Source organism: Stenotrophomonas maltophilia, assembly GCF_002799155.1.
GTDB classification, from domain to species: Bacteria; Pseudomonadota; Gammaproteobacteria; order Xanthomonadales; family Xanthomonadaceae; genus Stenotrophomonas; species Stenotrophomonas maltophilia_R.
In genome coordinates this window covers 3,754,680-3,772,206 of record NZ_NERD01000002.1, presented here as the reverse complement: position 1 = coordinate 3,772,206, position 17,527 = coordinate 3,754,680, and the positions used below count along the sequence as shown (strand labels likewise).

Here is a 17,527-nt window from a genome sequence, read left to right as displayed (position 1 = left end):
AAGGGTAGGCCAGTAGCCGCGTGCATGCCGGCAACGGTGCATTGCATCACCGTATACGCACGGATTCCTGCCATCGCCCGACCAACGGTCGGGCGCCACCCATGCGGCGTCGGACGCTGCCGGCCAGCGGCCGGCACGACCGCTATGGTGGGTGCGGACCGTTGGTCCGCACGGATTCCGATGGCAGTGCCGGCCGCTGGCCGGCAACCGGATCAATCAGGCCGCGCGTGCCTGCTCGCCCTTCACCGCCGCCGTGGTCGACAGATCGAACACATCGACGGCATCGATCAGGCGGTTGGCCTGCTGCTCCAGGCTGCGCGCCGCGGCGCTGGCCTCTTCCACCAGTGCAGCGTTCTGCTGGGTGGTGCCATCCATCTGGATCACGGTCTGGCTGACCTGTTCAATGCCCGCGCTCTGTTCCTGCGAGGCGGCGGAGATCTCGGCCATGATGTCGGTCACGCGCTGCACCGATGCAACGATCTCGGCCATGGTGTCGCCCGCCTCGCGCACGCGCTGCGCGCCGTGGCCGACCTGTTCCACCGAGGCTTCGATCAGTGACTTGATCTCCTTCGCGGCCGCCGCCGAGCGCTGTGCCAGCGTGCGCACTTCACTGGCGACCACCGCGAAGCCGCGGCCCTGTTCACCGGCGCGCGCCGCTTCCACCGCGGCATTCAGCGCCAGGATGTTGGTCTGGAACGCGATGCCATCGATCACGCTGATGATCTCGGCGATCTGCCGCGACGAGGTTTCGATTGCGCCCATCGTCGCCACCACCTGGCCGACCACGCTGCCACCGTGCGAGGCGACCGTATGCGCGCCGATCGCCAGCTGGTTGGCCTGGCGCGCATGCTCGGCATTCTGGCGCACGGTGGAGGTCAGTTCCTCCATCGACGCCGCCGTCTCTTCCAGGTTGGCGGCCTGCTGTTCGGTGCGGCGCGACAGGTCATTGTTGCCGGCGGCGATCTCCGCTGCGGCGGTGTGGATGTTGCCGGAGGCGTGCTTGATGTCGGTGACGATGGTCGCCAGCTGCGTGGCGGTGGTATTGGCATCGCCGGCGATGCGCGCGAACACGCCCTGGAAATCCCCGTGCATGCGCGCGCCGAGGCGTCCATCGGCGATCGCGCGCAGCATGCTGGAGACCTCGCCCAGGTTCAGCTCGGTGGTCTGCATCAGGCGGTTCAGGCCCTCGACCATCGCGCGGAAATCATGCTCGAAGCGGGCACTGTCGCCGCGCTGGCTGAAGTCACCGGCGGCCGCCGCTTCGGCCAGGCGGCGGATCTCGCCGTTGATCGCGCCGAGGTTGTGCTTGACCGCGTCCAGCGCTTCGGTGATCACCGCCTTCTCGCCGGGCAGGCGCTCCATGTCCTGGCTGAGGTCGCCGACGGCGTAGCGGCCCATGATCGAGATCGCGCGCATCTTGACCTGGATGTGCGCGTCGACCAGCGTGTTGCAGTCGGCCACCATGGTGCCGAACGCGCCGGGGAAGGCACCGGCGTCCATGCGATGGCTGATGGTGCCGGCTTCGTGCGCCTGCGCCATCGCGGTCTGTGCATCCAGCACGCCGCGCAGCGTGGACTGCACCGCCTGCATGGCCTGCGCGAGGCGTCCGATCTCATCGCGGCTGCGCACCTGCACCACGTGCTGCAGATCACCGGCGGCCACTGCACGCGCAGCGGCTTCCACTGCCAGCACCGGCTGCACCACCGCACGCCGCAGCCACCAGGCCAGGCCCATCAGCAGAAGAACGGCGGCCAGCACGGTCAGTGCCGCACACAGCAGCAGGGTCTGCCGCGCCTGCTGCGAGCGCGCTGCCAGCGCCGCTTCGGCCACCTGCGTGGCGTGCGTGCTCAGCGCATCCAGTGCCGCCGCCACCGGGCGATCCTTGCCGCGCACGAGGATGTCGCCGGCGGCGGGATCGTAGCTGGCCTCGGCAAACGCCTGCAGCGCCGCGTGGTAGTCCTGCTGCAGCTGCGCGTGCAGGCCGATGAACGCCTGCGCCAGTTCGCGCGTGCGCGTGTCCGGGCTGGTCACCAGGCCCTTGGCCAGTTGCTCGACCAGACGACCTTCGCTGTCGAAGGCATCCAGGTGACGCTTGCGCAGGGCATCGTCGTGGCCGCGCAGCAGCACGTTCTTCCATTCCTGCACCTGGCCGCGGAATTCACGCTGCAGGCGTTCGGCATCGCGGCTGTGCGCGACCTCGGGTGGAACCTCGGTGGACACCTTCAACCAGGCGAAGGCCAGGCCTGCCAGGGCGCACAGCAGGACCACGGCCAGACCAACAGAAACCGCGCCGAGCAGCTTGGACTGCAGGCGCGGAGCACGGACAGACGCATTCATGGGGAAGCACTCTCGGGAAGGGGCACTGCGGTATCGACCCGTCGCCCGCGCACTGAAGTGCGACACTCATCACATTCGCGTTTCGTTTAGCGATGTGAAGAAACTATTTCATAGGACAAATGTGTCCATATGGAACGAATGCGGACCCTCGACAGCTGGATTAAATGTAACTATTGTTGTTACATGAAATCCGCGAATCCCCTCTCCGATGCCCTGCACGTGATGGCGCACCTGGTCGGCCAGTCCGCCCCGCGTACCTCCGAGCAGCTGGCGTCGTGCCTGCCGACCCACCCGGTGGTGATCCGCCGCCTGCTGGCGCAGCTGCACAAGGCCGGCCTGGTGCACAGTGCCCGCGGCCATGGGGGCGGCAGCCAGCTGGCCCGCGACGCCGCAGCCATCACCCTGCATGACATCTACCTGGCGGTGGGCGCACCGCCGCTGGTGCAGGTCGGTAGCCGTGATCCAGGCGGCGGCTGCCCGATCCAGCAGCTGGTCAACAGTGCCTTGCTGGAGGGCGCACGCGAGGCGCAGCGGCTGCTCGAACAGCGCCTGCAGGCGACCACGCTGGACCAGCTCGGCGCCGATTTCGCCCGCCATCTCGCCCATCACCGTTCCCTGGAGGGTCACCATGAATCCTGATGTGCTCATCGTCGGCGGCAGCTATGCCGGCATCGCCGCCGGCCTGATCCTGGCCCGTGCCCGTCGCCCGGTCACCGTCATCGACGCCGGTTCGCCGCGCAACCGTTTCGCCAGCCATTCGCACGGTGTGCTGGGTCTGGATGGCATCAGCGGCGCCGAGCTGCTGAAGACTGCGCGCCAGCAACTGCTGGATTACCCCAGCGTGCGCTGGGTGCAGGCCGAGGCGGTGCAGGCCACCGCCAGCGCAGCGGGCGTGGAAGTGCGCACCGCCGATGGCCAGGTGCTGGCCGCGCGCAAGCTGCTGCTGGCCAGCGGCATCGCCGACCAGCTGCCGGAGCTCCCCGGACTGGCCGAGCGCTGGGGCAGCACCGTGCTGCACTGCCCCTACTGCCACGGTTATGAGGTGGGTGGTGGTGCCATCGGCCTGCTCGGTGGCCATCCGATGTCCGCCGGCAAAGCACCGCTGTTCGCCGACTGGGGCAATGTCACCTTCTTCAGCCAGGGCCTGCCGATCACCGAGGAGGAGCGGGCGGCCATGCAGCAGCGCGGCGTGCAGATCGAGACCTCGCCGGTGCTGGGGGTGCAGGGCGACCAGCCGACCTGGCTGGAAGTGGAGCTGGCCGATGGCCGCCGCATCGCCCAGCGTGCGCTGTTCGTACCGGCCACCCAGGCGATGGCCACGCCGCTGGTGCAGCAGCTCGGCTGCACGCTGGCGGAGAGCCCGCTGGGCGTGCTGATCGAGGTCGACATGATGAAGCAGACCTCGGTGCCGAACGTGTATGCCGCAGGCGATGCGACCACGGTCGGCAACATCACCCTCGCCACTGCCGAGGGCGTTCGCGCGGGGATCGGCGTGCATCATGCGCTGGTGGCCGAGGACAGCGTGCCGCGCTGAACGTCTCGGGGTCAGATCCCTTTCGCAGAAAGGGCTCTGACCCCGGCATGCCGTGCTGCTCTGGTAGGTGCCGGCCTTGGCCGGCACCCCTCCCTCATCCCTTCACGCACAGCACTTGCCGCAGCGTGTGCACCACGTCGACCAGATCGAGCTGTGCGGCCATCACATCGTCGATCGACTTGTACGCCGCCGGCGACTCGTCCAGCACACCGCTGTCCTTGCGGCATTCCACGTGCGCGGTCGCTTCGCGATGCTGGGCCAGCGTGATCTGCTGGCGCGCAGCGCCGCGGCTCATCACCCGGCCGGCGCCGTGGCTGCAGCTGTGGAAGCTGTCCGCGTTGCCCTTGCCACGCACGATGTAGCTGCGCGTGCCCATGCTGCCGGGAATGATGCCAAGTTCGCCCTCGCGCGCACTCACCGCGCCCTTGCGGGTCACCAGCAGTTCCTGGCCGTGGTGCGTCTCCTTCTGTACGTAGTTGTGGTGGCAGTTCACCGCCATCGCCGCCAGCTGGAACTTCGGCAACCGATGGCGCATCTCGGCCAGCACCCGCGACATCATCGCCTCGCGGTTCTGCCGGGCGTAGTCCTGCGCCCACGACACCGCTTCGACGTAGTCATCGAACAGCGGCTCGCCTTCCATGAAGAACGCCAGGTCCTTGTCCGGCAGGTGGAAGCCGAGCACGCGCCGGGCCAGTTCCTCGCGCGCCTTCTCGATGAAGTACGTGCCGATCAGGTTGCCGGTACCGCGCGATCCGCTGTGCAGCATCACCCACACCGTATCCGTCTCGTCCAGGCACAGTTCGATGAAGTGGTTGCCGCCGCCCAGCGTACCCAGCTGGCGGTCCAGCTTGTCGGTGCGGATCCGGCGGTGCTTGTCCTTGATCTTCTCCAGGCCGGCGGCCAGCCCCGACTGCACCAGCCGGGTGTGGATGCTGTCGGGCATGCGCTGGTGCTCGCCGCCGCGACCGTTGCCGACCGGGATGCTGCGCTCGATGCTGCTGCGCAGCTGCCGCAGGTCATCGGGCAGATCATTGGCGCGCAGCGTGGTACGCACCGCCGCCATGCCGCAGCCGATGTCGACGCCGACCGCCGCCGGGATGATCGCACCGCGGGTCGGGATCACCGAGCCCACGGTCGCGCCCTTGCCCAGGTGCACGTCCGGCATCACGGCCACCCACGGCCCGACGAACGGGATCGCGGCGATGTTGCGCAGCTGCTCATGCGCCTGCGCTTCCAGCGGTACACCGTTGACCCAGCCCTTGATCGGCGTGGTGCCCTCGGCGTGCAGCCATTGATAGTTGTATTGAGTGTCCATGTTTTCGTGTTTGTCCTTGATGGGCCGGCGGCGCGTCCCTGCGCCGCCGCTACCCCCTACCTGATCGTCACCAGCTGCTTCAGCACGCCATCCAGGCCGCCGAACACGGTGAGCTTGTCGATCTTCTCGGTGACCTTCTCCAGCGCCTCCAGCTCCTTCAAGCGCATCAGCACCGGGTTGTCCTCGATCAGCTTTGCGGTGTTGAGCTGCGAACGCGTGGCATTGGCCTCCTCGCGGCGACGGATCACGCTGGCCTGTGCCTGCTTCTCGGCCAGCACCACACCGTTGAGGATCTCCTTCATCTCGCCCGGCAGGATCACGTCCTTGATGCCCACGCCGAGCAACCGCACGCCGTGGCCCTCGATCGCCGCCTGCACATGGGCGGCGATCTCGCCGTCCAGTGCCGCCTTGTCACCCAGCAGCTCGTCCAGGCTGCGCGCGGCAATCGCCTGGCGCAGGCCGAACTGCAGCTGCCGATAGACGAACTCGTCGGCATTGCTGAGCGTGCGGTGTGCACGCACCGGGTCGACCACCTGCACGGTCGCGGCCAGGTTCACCCGCAGGGTCACCTTGTCGCGGCTGAGCAGTTCCTGGCCGGACACGTCCAGCGAACGCGCACGCAGCTCCACGCGCTCCACCGACACGTTGCCGTTGAAGTTCCAGAACGCGTGCAGGCCGGCGTCCAGCGTCTGCCGCAGCGTGCCATCGATGAACAGCAGGCCGACCGACTCGCTCGGCACGGTGCTGATCACCGCCACACGCGGCAGCACGCCCAGCTGGCCCAGGCGCTGCTGCACGTCCGCCGGAATACGCGGCTCGTCACCCAGCGCCATTACCTGCACCTGGGTATCGACCGAACCGCGCCAGTACAGACGGCGGCTGCCCGGCGGCAGCACTTCATCGATGCGGCCGTTGCGCAGCAACAGGCCGACCTCGGTGGCACCGACGTTGGCCAGCACGAAGTGCGTGTCCAGCGTCGCGCCCAGTGCCTCGATCAGGCTGTCCTGGTCGCTGCCGGTGTAGGCCGCGCCCTTCGATGCAGTGTGGATGTCCACGTGCGGGCGGCCGCCGAACGGCGACAGGCGGTGCACGCCCGGCGGCAGGATCTGCTGGAAACGACGGTTGCGATACACCAGGCCGCGCTCGCCGTCGCCGATCACGACCTTGATGGTCCAGAACATGGGAGTCTCTCCTTGTTGGCTCTGGTGGTTCGACCCGATGGCATGAATCGCCGTGACCCGGGTCGATCAGGTCGTGGCGAGGCTGCCTGCACACCACGTGCAGCCAGCGGAAGAGGGCGGCCACCGGCGGACGGTCCGCGCGCGGAGCCTTCGGTGCACCGGCACTGCTGCCGTCGTCGTTCCCGGCAGGCAGCACCGGTGCGGAACGTGGCTGGCAGTGGCGGCGGGCCCGGGCCCGGCGTGCGGTCCGTTGCCTTCCACGTTCCTGCCCGAAGGCGATGTCCGTGGACGGCGACGATGGCCGCTGGGGCTTGCGCCCCGGGTGTTGCTTCAAGTCATGACGTGACAGGTCATGTGGTTTGGAGTGGGAGTCGAACCCACGACAGACGGAATCAGGATCCGTTGCTCTACCCGACTGAGCTATCCAGTGGTGAACCGCGCGGAATCGAACCGCGTACCGGCGAACCGGCGCCTGCCTCCAGCAGGCGATCCAGGCGATGGCATGTCCGCGACCTCCGGCATACGCCACGGCAACGCCGCGCGCACCAGCCCGTGGATGAAACGGGACCGTTGGAGAATCGAGGGTGCAGGCCGCCGACATTATCGCGAGCGATAATGTTTGGGTGCGATGCAGATAATGTCCAGGCGTCGCCACTCGCGCGAAGTAAATCCTTCGGCGGGGCGGAAAAGCCTGGGTCAGTGAGCGGCGGGTTGCCGCGCGGGGTGCAGTTCTGGCATCGCGGGTCCTTGTGCCGACGCAAACGAAAACGCCCCCGGGACTTGCGTTCCGAGGGCGTCGTCAGGCCTCGGAGATCGGGGTGGCCGATCTCCGCAGGGCGGGTATCAGGCCGTTGTCAGCTGGACTTCCTTGCCGAACGCGCGCGCCAGCACGTCCATGCGCAGGCATGGCAGCAGTTTGGCGATGGCGACGGAATGCGCGTTCAAGGGAAGTTTCCAGTGGTTGTTGAAACGAGGTGCGCACGATAAACCACGATTTACTCGCGTGCAACCATTTTGTTCAATTATTTTCTTCGGCATTGTGCGATGCCGGCCAGCGGCCGGCACTACAACTCAGCCTTCTTTGCTGGCGGCATCCAGCTGCGCGACATCCTGCACGCTCAGCGACAGGTTGGCCGCCGCCAGCAGATCGTGCAGCTGCTCGACGCTGGTGGCGCTGACGATCGGCGCGGTGATCGACGGCCGTGCGATCTGCCATGCGAGTGCGATCTGCGCGGCACTGGCATTGTGCTTGCTGGCCACGTCGTCCAGCGCCTGCAGGATGCGCAGGCCACGCGGATTCAGATAGCGCTTCACCACCGTTTCGCCACGTGCCGGGCTCTTGGCCGCATCGGCCGGCGTGCGGTACTTGCCGCTGAGGAAGCCGCTGGCCAGCGCGTAGTAGCCGATCACGCCGATCTGTTCGCGCTCCACCAGTGGTTCCAGCTCCTTCTCGTAGCCGGCACGGTCGTACAGGTTGTACTCCGGCTGCAGGGTTTCGTAACGCGGCAGCTTGTAGTCGGTGGACACCTTCAGCGCGTCGGCCAGGCGCGTGGCGCTGTAGTTGGAGGCACCGATCGCGCGCACCTTGCCGGCTTCGATCAGGCGGCCGAACGCGGCCAGGGTCGCTTCCAGTGGCGTCGACTCGTCATCCTCGTGGGCCTGGTACAGATCGATCACGTCGGTCTGCAGGCGGCGCAGTGAATCCTCGACCGCGGCATTGATGTTGTCCGGGGTCAGGCCGGGGCGTTCGGCCCATTTGGCCACCTTGGTCGCCAGCACCACCTTGTCGCGCTTGCCGCTGCGGGCAAACCACTTGCCGATCAGCGTTTCCGATTCGCCGCCGGCATTGCCCGGCACCCAGGCCGAGTACACATCGGCGGTGTCGACCAGGTTGAAGCCGGCGTCGACGAAGGCATCGAGCAGGGCGAAGCTGGCCTTCTCATCGGCGCTCCAGCCGAACACGTTGCCACCGAAGGCGAGCGGACGTACATGCAGGCCGGAACGGCCCAGTTCGCGGGTTGCCGTCATGGGCACGGACTCCTTGGGGGAAGTGCTCCAGAATAGAACGCGTTGTGTGACCGCGCTGCGGCGGCGACCACAAAACAGTGTTCCGCGATGCGCACGCAGCTAACGTTTTGTGAACACCTGGGACGCCGCGGCTGCTAGTCTCGCCGCATCTTCCGCTGGAGTCGCTCCGATGATGCCTGCTTCGTCCCTGCGTGGTTGCCGCCTGCTGCTTGCTTCGGCCCTGCTTGCCGCTGTTCCCGCGTTCGCCGTACCGGCCACGGTCGCACCGGCGAAGATCCAGGTCTCACCGGCCATCGACGCGGCGGTGAAGGCGCCCACCCGCGATGCCAACAACGTCAAGCGCGATGGCTTCCGTCATCCTGCGCAGACGTTGTCGTTCTTCAAGGTGGCACCGGAGAAGACCGTCATCGAGATCACCCCTGGCAACGGCTGGTACTCGGAAATCCTGGCGCCGCTGCTGCACGACAAGGGCCACTACGTTGCCGCCGTGGTCGATCCGATGGCCGTTGCCGAAGGCCGCGGCCGTGACTACCAGCAGCGCAGCCGCGACAGCCTGGAAAAGAAGTACGCCGCTGCGCCGGCACAGTTCGGCAAGACCGCCGTGGTGGCCTACGATCCGGCCAAGCCGGTGTTCGGCCCGGCCAGTTCAGCCGATGTGGTGCTGACCTTCCGCAACGTGCACAACTGGCGCAAGGCCGGCCAGGCGCAGGGCATGTTCCAGGGCTTCTTCAACGTGCTCAAGCCGGGCGGCGTGCTGGGCGTGGTCGAGCATCGCGCCAAGGCCGACGTGGCCGACGACGATGACACCGGCTATGTCGGCCAGCAGCAGGTAATCGCGATGGCCGAGGCCGCCGGCTTCAAGCTGGACGCACGCAGCGAGGTCAACGCCAACCCGCGTGACACCAAGGACCACCCGAACGGCGTGTGGACGCTGCCGCCGACCAACCAGCACGACAAGGCCGACGATGCGAAGTACCAGGCGATCGGCGAAAGCGACCGCATGACCCTGCGCTTCATCAAGCCGTAGCGGGTGGCGCTGGGCTGCGCCCGGTGAGCGCGCAGCGCGGTGTTGGATGGAATGGGTCGCCGCCGGGCAATGCCCGGCGCTGCCGTCAATGGAGTGTGCTGTTGAAGAAAGTGCTGTACTTCGCCTTCGCATTGATGGCGTTGCCGCGGTTATACGACTTCGTGTTCCATGCGGGTCACGTGCATGACCTCGTGGCGGCGGCAGGTTTTGCGGTGCTGCTCGTTGGTTGCCTGCTGGACGAACGCGCGCGCAGGATCTGCCCACCGGTAGCGCGGCTGCGGTACCGTGCCAACGCTGCCGCCACGTGCGGCGTCGTAGTGGTGCTCGTTGCGCTGTTGATGGAAAGGAAGGTCTTCGGCTGAGCAGCCGGTGATCGCGGCGGCGATGCGGGAATGGGACAATGCCCCACCCGCCGCCCGCCATGCCCGCAATGCTGATTGCCTTCAACAAGCCCTTCAACGTGCTCTGCCAGTTCACCGACCGCAGCGTGCCGCCGCGGCCGACCCTGGCCGGGTTCGGCCTGCCGCCGCGCGTGTATGCCGCCGGCCGGCTGGACCATGACAGCGAGGGCCTGCTGCTGCTGACCGACAACGGCACGCTGGCGCACAAGCTGACCGACCCGAAGCACAAGGCCGACAAGACCTACTGGGTGCAGGTGGAAGGCACGCCCAGCGACGAGCAGCTGCAACGGCTGCGCGACTGCGTAGAGCTGAACGACGGGCCGACCCTGCCGGCGAAGATCGAGCGCCTCGACCCGGCGCCGTCGCTGTGGACGCGTGATCCGCCGGTGCGCTTCCGCAAGACCGTACCCGACAGCTGGTTGGCGGTCACGATCCGCGAGGGCCGCAACCGCCAGGTGCGTCGGATGACCGCGGCGGTGAACCTGCCGACGCTGCGTCTGGTGCGGGTGGCGATGGGGCCGTACCGGCTGGAGGGCCTGCAGCCCGGGCAGTGGCGGCAGATCGGTTGAAATGAAAAGGCCGGAGCCCTTCCTGGGGAAGGACCCCGGCCCTGGCAGCGGTCAACGGTCTCAGGCGTCGCTGCCGATATCGCTGTGCTCGTCCACGACGGTGTCGTTGCGGCGGTCACGCGCGTTGATGCGTTGCGCCTGCCCATTCACTACGTGGCCATTGGCCGCCTTCTTCTTCTGCTGCTTGCGGTACAGCGCATAGCCGAGCAGGCCCACGCCGACCGCAGCTGCAGCCACGGCCACCGCCGGATTGCGGCGCACGAACTTGGTCGCCACCTTGCCGCCGGTCTTCACTGCGCCGATGGCGGCGCCGGTCTTGATCCAGTCCGCATTGCGCAGGCTGCCACCGGCGCTCTTCAGGCCATCGCCGGCGGTGTGGGCCAGCTCCAGGGCGCGCTCCAGAGCGCGGTCGGTGATTACGGTCAGCTTGCTCATGCGGGGGGTCCTTTGCCTCGGGTCGAAGTCCAGTGTCGCGTGTTGCCCGTAAACGGTATGTCAGTCGAGGCAGCACGTGGCGTGACTTCAGCGCAGCCATTCAGGATCAGGCAGGGTGGGGTCGGATCCCTTTCCCTTGGGAAAGGGCTCTGACCCCAACCGCCGCGCCCGGGGTCAGGGCCCTTTGCGTTGCAAAGGGATCCGACCCCGCCTTCAGGTGCCGCGCGGCTTGGCCCGGTGCGTGGCCATCGCCGTCCACGGGTCATCCGGCCACGGATGGCGCGGGTAGCGGCCCTTCATTTCCTTTTTCACCTCGGCGTAGGTGCTTTCCCAGAAATTGCGCAGATCCTGGGTGACCTGCAGCGGGCGGCCACCGGGGGAGAGCAGGTGCAGGGTCAGTGGCACGCGGCCGTCGGCGATGCGCGGCGTGTCGGCCAGGCCGAACAGTTCCTGCAGTTTCACCGCCAGCACCGGCGGCAACGGATCGCCGCTCTCGCTGTCCAGCGCATAGGTGATCGGCCGCTCCAGCCCGGAGGGCACGGTAATGCGGGTCGGCGCATGACGTTCGACCAGCTGCCGCTGCGACCACTCCAGCGGCGACTTCAACGCTTCGCCGAAGCTGGATTCATCCAGCGCATCCAGTCGCGCCTTGCCGGCGAACGCCGGTTGCAGCCATTGCGCGCGCGTGGCCAGCAGGGCGTCGTCGCTGCAATCGGGCAGGCCGAGCTCGGGCATCCAGCGCCGCAGCGATTCCACCCGTGCCTGCCACTGGCGCAGGCCTTCGGTCCACGGCAGCGCCTGCAGGCCGAGCTCGGCCACCGCGTCGGTCAGGGCCTGCGCGGCATGCTGCGGATCGACGCGCCCGGCCGAGCGGCTGTCCAGCACGATGCGGTCGAAACGGGTCTCGCGCAGTGCCACCAGGGCGCGACGCTCGCTGTCCCAGCGCACCACATCTTCGGTGACGAAGCGCTCCGGCCACGCCTTGCGCAGTTGAGCTTCATCCACCGGCGCGGCACGCAGCAGCAGCGCATCGCGCGCCTCGAATCGCAGTTCGCTGGCTACCAGCCACGGTTCGCCACGCAGGTCGCTCAGTTCGTGCAGGCGTGCGCTACGACCATTGGCCAACAGGTAGCGCAGCGGATCGCTGGGATGCTGGACACCGATCCGGTCGGGGAACGCATGTGCGAGCAGGTCCCCCAGTTCGTGGGCCTCGATACTGGTGGGTGGCGTGGCGTCACAGCGCAGGCGTCGTCGCCATTGTTTGGCGGCCGCATCGATGGCGGCCAGCCCGCTGCGGTTGGCGTCGCCCGGTGCGCGGCCGTTGCGGAACGCCGCCAGTGCACGCCAACGCGCGGCCAGTGCATCACCGCCCTGGCGCAGCGGGTCGCGCGCGTCCAGCAAGGCGGCCAGATCGGCGGCCAGTGCCTGCGTGCGGGCATCGGGCGCGGCCAGCAGCATCGCTGCCATCCGTGGGTGCGTGCCCAGCGCCAGTACACGGCGGCCGAGCGCGGTGATCGCGCCGCTGCTGGACAGCGCGCCGAGCCGCTGCAGCAGTTCGCGCGCGGCACCCATCGGGCCGGCCGGGGGCGGATCGAGGAAACGCAGGTCGCTGCTGCCCCAGGCCGCCAGTTCCAGCGCCAGCCCGGCCAGTTCCACCTGGTCGATCTCGGCGCGGCGCTGCGGCTCCAGCCGCTGCGACTGCGGCCACAGCCGCCAGGCCACGCCTTCGGCGACGCGGCCGGCACGGCCCGCGCGCTGGTCGGCCGACGCCTGGGCGATGGCCACCACGTCCAGCCGGGTGAAGCCACTGTTGGGGTCGTAGCGCGGTTCGCGTGCCTGGCCGCTGTCGATCACCACGCGCACGCCGGGCAGGGTCACCGAGGACTCGGCCACGTTGGTGGCCAGCACCACGCGCCGGCGGCCATCAGTGGCCGCCTGCAGTACGCGCGCCTGCTGTTCCACCGGCAGCTCGCCGTGCAGGGCCAGCACTTCAACACCCGTGTCCAGCGATTCCTGCAGGCCCGCCTGCACCCGCGCGATCTCGCGCTGGCCGGGCAGGAACACCAGCAGGTCACCGGGATGTTCAGCCAGGGCCTGCTGCACCGCGCGGCGTACCTGCAGTTCCAGCGCCTCATCGCGGCGCGCCGGGAAATGGCTGACCGCCACCGGGTAGCTGCGACCTTCGCTGCTCAGGCGCGGCGCATCGAGGAAACGTGCCAGGCGCTCACCATCCAGCGTCGCCGACATCACCACCAGGCGCAGGTCATCGCGCAGCTGTGCCTGCACGTCCAGCGCCAGCGCCAGGCCGAGGTCGCCACTGAGGTGGCGTTCGTGGAACTCATCGAACAGGATCGCACCGACCTCTTCCAGCATCGGGTCGTCCTGCAGCATGCGGGTCAGGATGCCTTCGGTCACCACCTCGATGCGGGTGCGCGCCGATACCTTGTTCTCGAAGCGGATGCGGTAGCCGACGGTGCCGCCCACCTCTTCGCCCAGTTGCCGCGCCATGAACTGCGCGGCGCTGCGTGCAGCGACCCGGCGCGGCTCCAGCAGGATGATCTTCCGCCCCTGCAGCCACGCTGCATCGAGCAGCGCCAGTGGTACCTGGGTGGTCTTGCCGGCGCCGGGCGGCGCCTCCAGCACCAGCCGAGGGTGTGTGGCCAGGTGCTGCTGGATCTGTGGCAGCAGCGGAGAGATAGGGAAGAGCGGGGCGTTCATGTGCAAAGGATAAGGGGCCACGGCGGGCGCAGGTACAATGCGCGGGCACTTTTCCCCCGCGATGACCATGCACCTGATCGATATCGGCGCCAACCTGACCCACGACTCCTTCGACCGCGACCGCGATGCCGTGCTGGAGCGCGCGCGCCAGGCCGGCGTGGTGCAGATGGTCATCACCGGTGCCAGCCGCGAGCACTCACCGCTGGCCGTGCAGCTGGCCCAGCAGCACCCCGGCTTCCTGTATGCGACCGCCGGCGTGCACCCGCACCACGCGATGGAGTACACCGAGGAATGCGATGCCGAGATGCGCGCGCTGCATGCCCACCCGGAAGTGGTGGCGGTGGGCGAATGCGGGCTGGACTACTTCCGTGACTTCTCGCCGCGCCCGGCCCAGCATCGTGCCTTCGAGCGCCAGCTGCAGCTGGCCGCAGACAACGGCAAGCCGCTGTTCCTGCACCAGCGCGACGCGCATGCCGATTTCATGGCGCAGATGAAGAACGTCGAGGGTCGCATCGGGCCGGCGGTGGTGCATTGCTTCACCGGCGAACGCGACGAGCTGTTCGATTACCTGGACCAGGACTGGTACATCGGCATCACCGGCTGGCTGTGCGACGAACGCCGTGGCGCGCACCTGCGCGAGCTGGTGAAGAACATTCCGGCCAACCGCCTGATGATCGAGACCGACGCGCCGTACCTGCTGCCGCGCACGCTGAAGCCGATGCCGAAGGACCGCCGCAACGAGCCGATGTTCCTGTCGCACATCGTGGAAGAACTGGCGCGCGACCGCGGCGAGGACGTGGCGGTGACCGCCGCGAATGCAACTGCGGCGACGCGTGCGTTCTTCCGCCTGCCCGATGCGGGTTGATCGGCTCGCGCCGATCAGCGGCCGGCCCTACCGCGGCAGCTGTGAACGCCCGAAGCCGGGAGCGAGCGCCGCAGCCAGATCTTCCAGTCCTTCCCGGTACGTCGGGAACCTTGGCTCCCACGCCAGCGCTTCACGCGTGCCGCGACTGTCGATGCGCTTGTTGCTCTCGTAGAAGCGCCGTAGCGTCGGGCTCAGTGCGGGGTCGTCCCATGCCACGGCAGGTGGCATCGCAAACCCGCCCAGCTGCGCGGCGAAGGCCAGTACCTCCTGCGGCGGTGCCGGCTCGTCATCGGACGGCAGGTACAGTCCATCCACGCACGGCCGCTGCATCGACGCGATAACGACCCTTGCCAGGTCATCCACGTGCAGTCGGTTGAATGCCAGCCCAGGACGCACTACGTGGCGGGCACGTCCCTGAGCCAGCTGCAGCAGCGCATTGCGCCCGGGCCCGTACAGGCCGGGCAGGCGGAACAGCGCCGATGCGATACCGCGTACTTCAGCAAGCGCACGCCATTGCGCTTCGGCCCGCAGGCGCTGCACGCCGGCTGTTTCAGTGGCATCGGCTGCGCTGCGCTCGTCGACCCGGCCGCCGGCGCGGTCGGCGTACACCGAGGTCGATGACAGGTAGCCGACCCAGCGCAAGGCCGGGCTGGCTTGCAGCGCGGGCAACAGCCGGCGCAGTGCGGGATCGCCATCGGCGTCGGGCGGCACGCTGCACAGCACGGCCTCGGCCCGCGCGACCTCATCGAGCAGGGCAGGCGATGGCGTGGCGTCGGCACGCAGCGGATGGCGCCGCAGGCCATCCTGTGGTGCCGACTCCGGATCGCGTACAGTGCCGGCGACGCATGCGCCCAATGCCTGCAGATGCTGGGCCAGCACGCGTCCGCTCCAGCCCATGCCAAGGATCAGGACCCGCGCCGGCAGCGTGCTGGCCTGCAACGTCTGGCTCACGCGCTGCGCAGTGCCTGGTAGGCCTGCAGGCTGCTGTAGGCGACCTGCAGCAGCAGGGCTTCCTGGTCGGCCTTGCGCGCGCGCGCCAGCATGTCGCCGACGATCTGTTCGGCCTCCACCTGCTGGCCGGCTTCCAGGTCACGCAGCATCGATGCCTTCAACGCCGAGCCCGCCTGGGTCAGGGTGGCGCGCGCGGCGTCCTGCGCGGCATCGGGAATCGGCTCACCGGCAGCTTCGGCCACGGCCAGGCATTCGTCGTACAGGCCGCGCACGATCGCCTCGCCATCATCGGTGGCGACGATGGTGCCGATATCCGCACGCAGCAGGCAGGTGGCGGCGGCCAGCGCGGTCAGGAAGGTGTACTTGATCCATTGCTCCTGGCCGATGTGCTGGCTGGCCAGGTGATCAAGCTGGGCCTGCGCGCAGACCGCAGCGAAGCCGCGCACGCGCGCGGACAGCGCGCCACCGTCGCGCTCGCCGAAGGTGAGCTTGGCCGGCTTGCCGAGGTGCAGCACGGCGCCGTCGGGGGCCTTGGTGGCGCTGATGAAGCACAGGCCGCCAAGCACGGCGTCGCGGCCGAAGCGCGCGTCCAGGGCGTTGTAGTGATGCAGGCCATTGAGGATGGGCAGTACGGTGGTGCCTGCGCCAACGGCCGGGGCAATGGCGTCGATCGAACTGGACAGGTCGTAGGCCTTGCAGCTGAGGATGACCAGGTCGAACGGCTTCTGTGCGGCGAGCGCAGGCAGCGCGTCGGCGGTGACATGCTGTACCGGGAGGCTGGCATCGCCGAGCGGGCTGCGGATGACCAGGCCGTCGCGATCCAGCTGGGCGGCGCGTGCGGGGCGCACAAGGAAGGTCACGTCCACGCCGGCCTGGGCCAGGCGGCCGCCGAAGTAACCGCCGGTACCGCCGGCGCCGAGGATCAGGATGCGCATTGCACGTTCACCGTTTTCTGGGGAATCAGGATTTCGATTGTGCCGGAGATTGCGGCCAACGGCGGAGCCCCTCGTGGTGGTTCGCGGAGTTGGTTTCACGACCCCTGCCAGTATCCGGGCGCGGCCACCTCGGAAAACAGATCAAAAGCGAAGGCGGAAGCGGGTCGCTCGCTCGTGTAGAGCCGCGCTCAGGGCAGTTGTTCGCTGAAGCCTTCGGTGTATCCCAATAGAAGCGTGGTGCGGGTGGCCAGCGTTGCGGCCAGTTGTGACCAGGTATCGTGCGTTCCTGCAGCGTAGACGCGCTGCAGGTCCGCGACCAACGCGTCCGCTTGTGCAGGCGACGGTGCACTGTCGCGCCGGAAGCCGAGCCACGATGCGCCGAGCCCGAACAGGCGGTAGTCGTATTGCTGCTGCAGGTACCGGATCAGGGCGTGGTTCTGGAAGAGGTCCCAGTCCGCGCTGAAGTAGCCGTTGGGAAGGGCGGCAATCAGCAGGTCGTCGCGGGCCACGGGCACCTGCTGCACGCAGACCACCTCGTCGGCGATCAGATCCGGCGCAGCATTGGCCGTGACCAGCGCCTCGATGTCTGCGTCATTGCACAGCAAGGTGCCCGGCAGGGTGGTCCATTCCAGCCGATGAGAGGAGTGATCGAGCTGCGCGATGACATGCGCCAGCAACCGCTCGCGTGCCGCCAGCGCGTCTTCCGGCGTCGCCGGGTCTTCGTCCTCGTACAGCGCGATGCGCTCGTCGTCGGACGCATGCATGCTGGTGTAGCGGCACTGGCCGGGATCGTCGAGCGTGCACAGATAGCGGTGGCGGGGATCGGCCACGTGCAGCGAGGCCAGGTATTCCAGCACCTCATCCAGCGTGGGCGAGTCGCTCAGCAGGGCATGGCTGAAGGCATCGATCGGACCATCTGACACGGCCTTGTCCAACGGAATGGAAGTGATCTTCATCGCCACAGCCTAGCCGTAATCCGAAACGAAAAGAGCCAAGCATCGGCTTGGCTCTATAGGGAACGATTCATCCACGCATGGCGTGGATCTACCGTGTCGACCAAGGTTGACACCTACCAGAGCAGAATGCCGTTCCGACAGATCGCGGAAATCTGTCGAAGGCGGGGTGGATCCGGTTGCGGGAGTGTCCGCGGCATGGATGCCGCGGCCAAGCCCCCAGGGATGGGTTCACGGCGTCTCCCGCAACCGGACCCACCCCGCCATCCCACGGATAG

At 68.1% G+C, this 17,527-nt stretch carries 15 protein-coding genes and 1 tRNA gene; 6 read left to right on the top strand and 10 right to left on the bottom strand.

Translation table 11 applies throughout. The features are described from left to right. Positions 1–216: 216 nt before the first annotated feature. Positions 217–2,337 (bottom strand): methyl-accepting chemotaxis protein, encoded by a 2,121-nt coding sequence (locus B9Y82_RS17990; protein ID WP_100474629.1) that lies wholly within the window; start codon positions 2,335–2,337, stop codon positions 217–219. Positions 2,338–2,520: 183 nt separating this feature from the next. Here B9Y82_RS17990 and B9Y82_RS17985 point away from each other — a divergent pair, with 183 nt between their 5' ends. After that, entirely contained in the window at positions 2,521–2,976 is a 456-nt protein-coding gene (locus tag B9Y82_RS17985; RefSeq protein WP_100474626.1) for an Rrf2 family transcriptional regulator, read from the top strand. Beyond that, positions 2,966–3,871 (top strand): NAD(P)/FAD-dependent oxidoreductase, encoded by a 906-nt coding sequence (locus B9Y82_RS17980; RefSeq protein WP_100474624.1) that lies wholly within the window; start codon positions 2,966–2,968, stop codon positions 3,869–3,871. The genes B9Y82_RS17985 and B9Y82_RS17980 overlap by 11 nt, the downstream gene beginning before the upstream one ends. A gap of 94 nt (positions 3,872–3,965) precedes the next feature. Here the strand turns inward: B9Y82_RS17980 and B9Y82_RS17975 are convergent, their stop codons facing one another. The 4 genes from B9Y82_RS17975 to B9Y82_RS17960 form a co-directional block, all read right to left on the bottom strand. Next, positions 3,966–5,186 carry an RtcB family protein gene (locus B9Y82_RS17975; protein ID WP_100474620.1) on the bottom strand — a complete coding sequence of 407 codons (1,221 nt, stop codon included), beginning with the start codon at positions 5,184–5,186 and terminating at the stop codon, positions 3,966–3,968. A 56-nt stretch (positions 5,187–5,242) separates the two neighbouring features. After that, a complete protein-coding gene (locus tag B9Y82_RS17970) occupies positions 5,243–6,367 on the bottom strand; it encodes a slipin family protein (RefSeq protein ID WP_100474617.1) in 1,125 nt (374 codons plus the stop codon). A gap of 355 nt (positions 6,368–6,722) precedes the next feature. Then, positions 6,723–6,795: transfer RNA gene (locus tag B9Y82_RS17965), tRNA-Gln, on the bottom strand. A 643-nt stretch (positions 6,796–7,438) separates the two neighbouring features. Continuing rightward, complete coding sequence (locus B9Y82_RS17960; RefSeq protein ID WP_100474614.1) at positions 7,439–8,395, bottom strand: aldo/keto reductase; 957 nt, start codon at positions 8,393–8,395, stop codon at positions 7,439–7,441. A 169-nt stretch (positions 8,396–8,564) separates the two neighbouring features. Between B9Y82_RS17960 and B9Y82_RS17955 the strand changes: the two genes are divergently transcribed. The 3 genes from B9Y82_RS17955 (at position 8,565) to B9Y82_RS17945 (ending at position 10,392) form a co-directional block, all read left to right on the top strand. Continuing rightward, on the top strand, positions 8,565–9,422 hold the full coding sequence (locus B9Y82_RS17955) for a class I SAM-dependent methyltransferase (RefSeq protein ID WP_100474611.1): 858 nt from the start codon (positions 8,565–8,567) through the stop codon (positions 9,420–9,422). Positions 9,423–9,517: 95 nt separating this feature from the next. Further along, entirely contained in the window at positions 9,518–9,784 is a 267-nt protein-coding gene (locus B9Y82_RS17950; RefSeq protein ID WP_238381674.1) for a hypothetical protein, read from the top strand. 68 nt (positions 9,785–9,852) lie between these two features. After that, on the top strand, positions 9,853–10,392 hold the full coding sequence (locus B9Y82_RS17945; RefSeq protein WP_100474604.1) for a pseudouridine synthase: 540 nt from the start codon (positions 9,853–9,855) through the stop codon (positions 10,390–10,392). Between the two features lie 60 nt (positions 10,393–10,452). On the opposite strand, the gene B9Y82_RS17940 is transcribed toward B9Y82_RS17945, so the two are convergent. Further along, positions 10,453–10,827 carry a hypothetical protein gene (locus B9Y82_RS17940; RefSeq protein WP_057497856.1) on the bottom strand — a complete coding sequence of 125 codons (375 nt, stop codon included), beginning with the start codon at positions 10,825–10,827 and terminating at the stop codon, positions 10,453–10,455. A gap of 213 nt (positions 10,828–11,040) precedes the next feature. Then, positions 11,041–13,545 carry an ATP-dependent helicase HrpB gene (gene hrpB, locus B9Y82_RS17935; protein WP_100474601.1) on the bottom strand — a complete coding sequence of 835 codons (2,505 nt, stop codon included), beginning with the start codon at positions 13,543–13,545 and terminating at the stop codon, positions 11,041–11,043. A gap of 67 nt (positions 13,546–13,612) precedes the next feature. Here hrpB and B9Y82_RS17930 point away from each other — a divergent pair, with 67 nt between their 5' ends. Further along, the gene (locus B9Y82_RS17930) at positions 13,613–14,410 is read left to right on the top strand and encodes a TatD family hydrolase (protein ID WP_100475275.1); all 798 of its coding nucleotides are present in this window, start codon (positions 13,613–13,615) and stop codon (positions 14,408–14,410) included. 27 nt (positions 14,411–14,437) lie between these two features. Here B9Y82_RS17930 and B9Y82_RS17925 read toward each other — a convergent pair whose 3' ends face one another. The 3 genes from B9Y82_RS17925 to B9Y82_RS17915 all read right to left on the bottom strand — a co-directional run bounded on the left by B9Y82_RS17925 (position 14,438) and on the right by B9Y82_RS17915 (position 17,252). Beyond that, entirely contained in the window at positions 14,438–15,361 is a 924-nt protein-coding gene (locus tag B9Y82_RS17925; RefSeq protein WP_100474600.1) for an epimerase, read from the bottom strand. Beyond that, on the bottom strand, positions 15,358–16,296 hold the full coding sequence (gene panE, locus B9Y82_RS17920) for a 2-dehydropantoate 2-reductase (RefSeq protein ID WP_100474597.1): 939 nt from the start codon (positions 16,294–16,296) through the stop codon (positions 15,358–15,360). Before panE ends, B9Y82_RS17925 begins: the two co-directional genes overlap by 4 nt. Before the next feature lie 188 nt (positions 16,297–16,484). Further along, positions 16,485–17,252 (bottom strand): hypothetical protein, encoded by a 768-nt coding sequence (locus B9Y82_RS17915; RefSeq protein WP_100474594.1) that lies wholly within the window; start codon positions 17,250–17,252, stop codon positions 16,485–16,487. Positions 17,253–17,527: the final 275 nt, after the last annotated feature.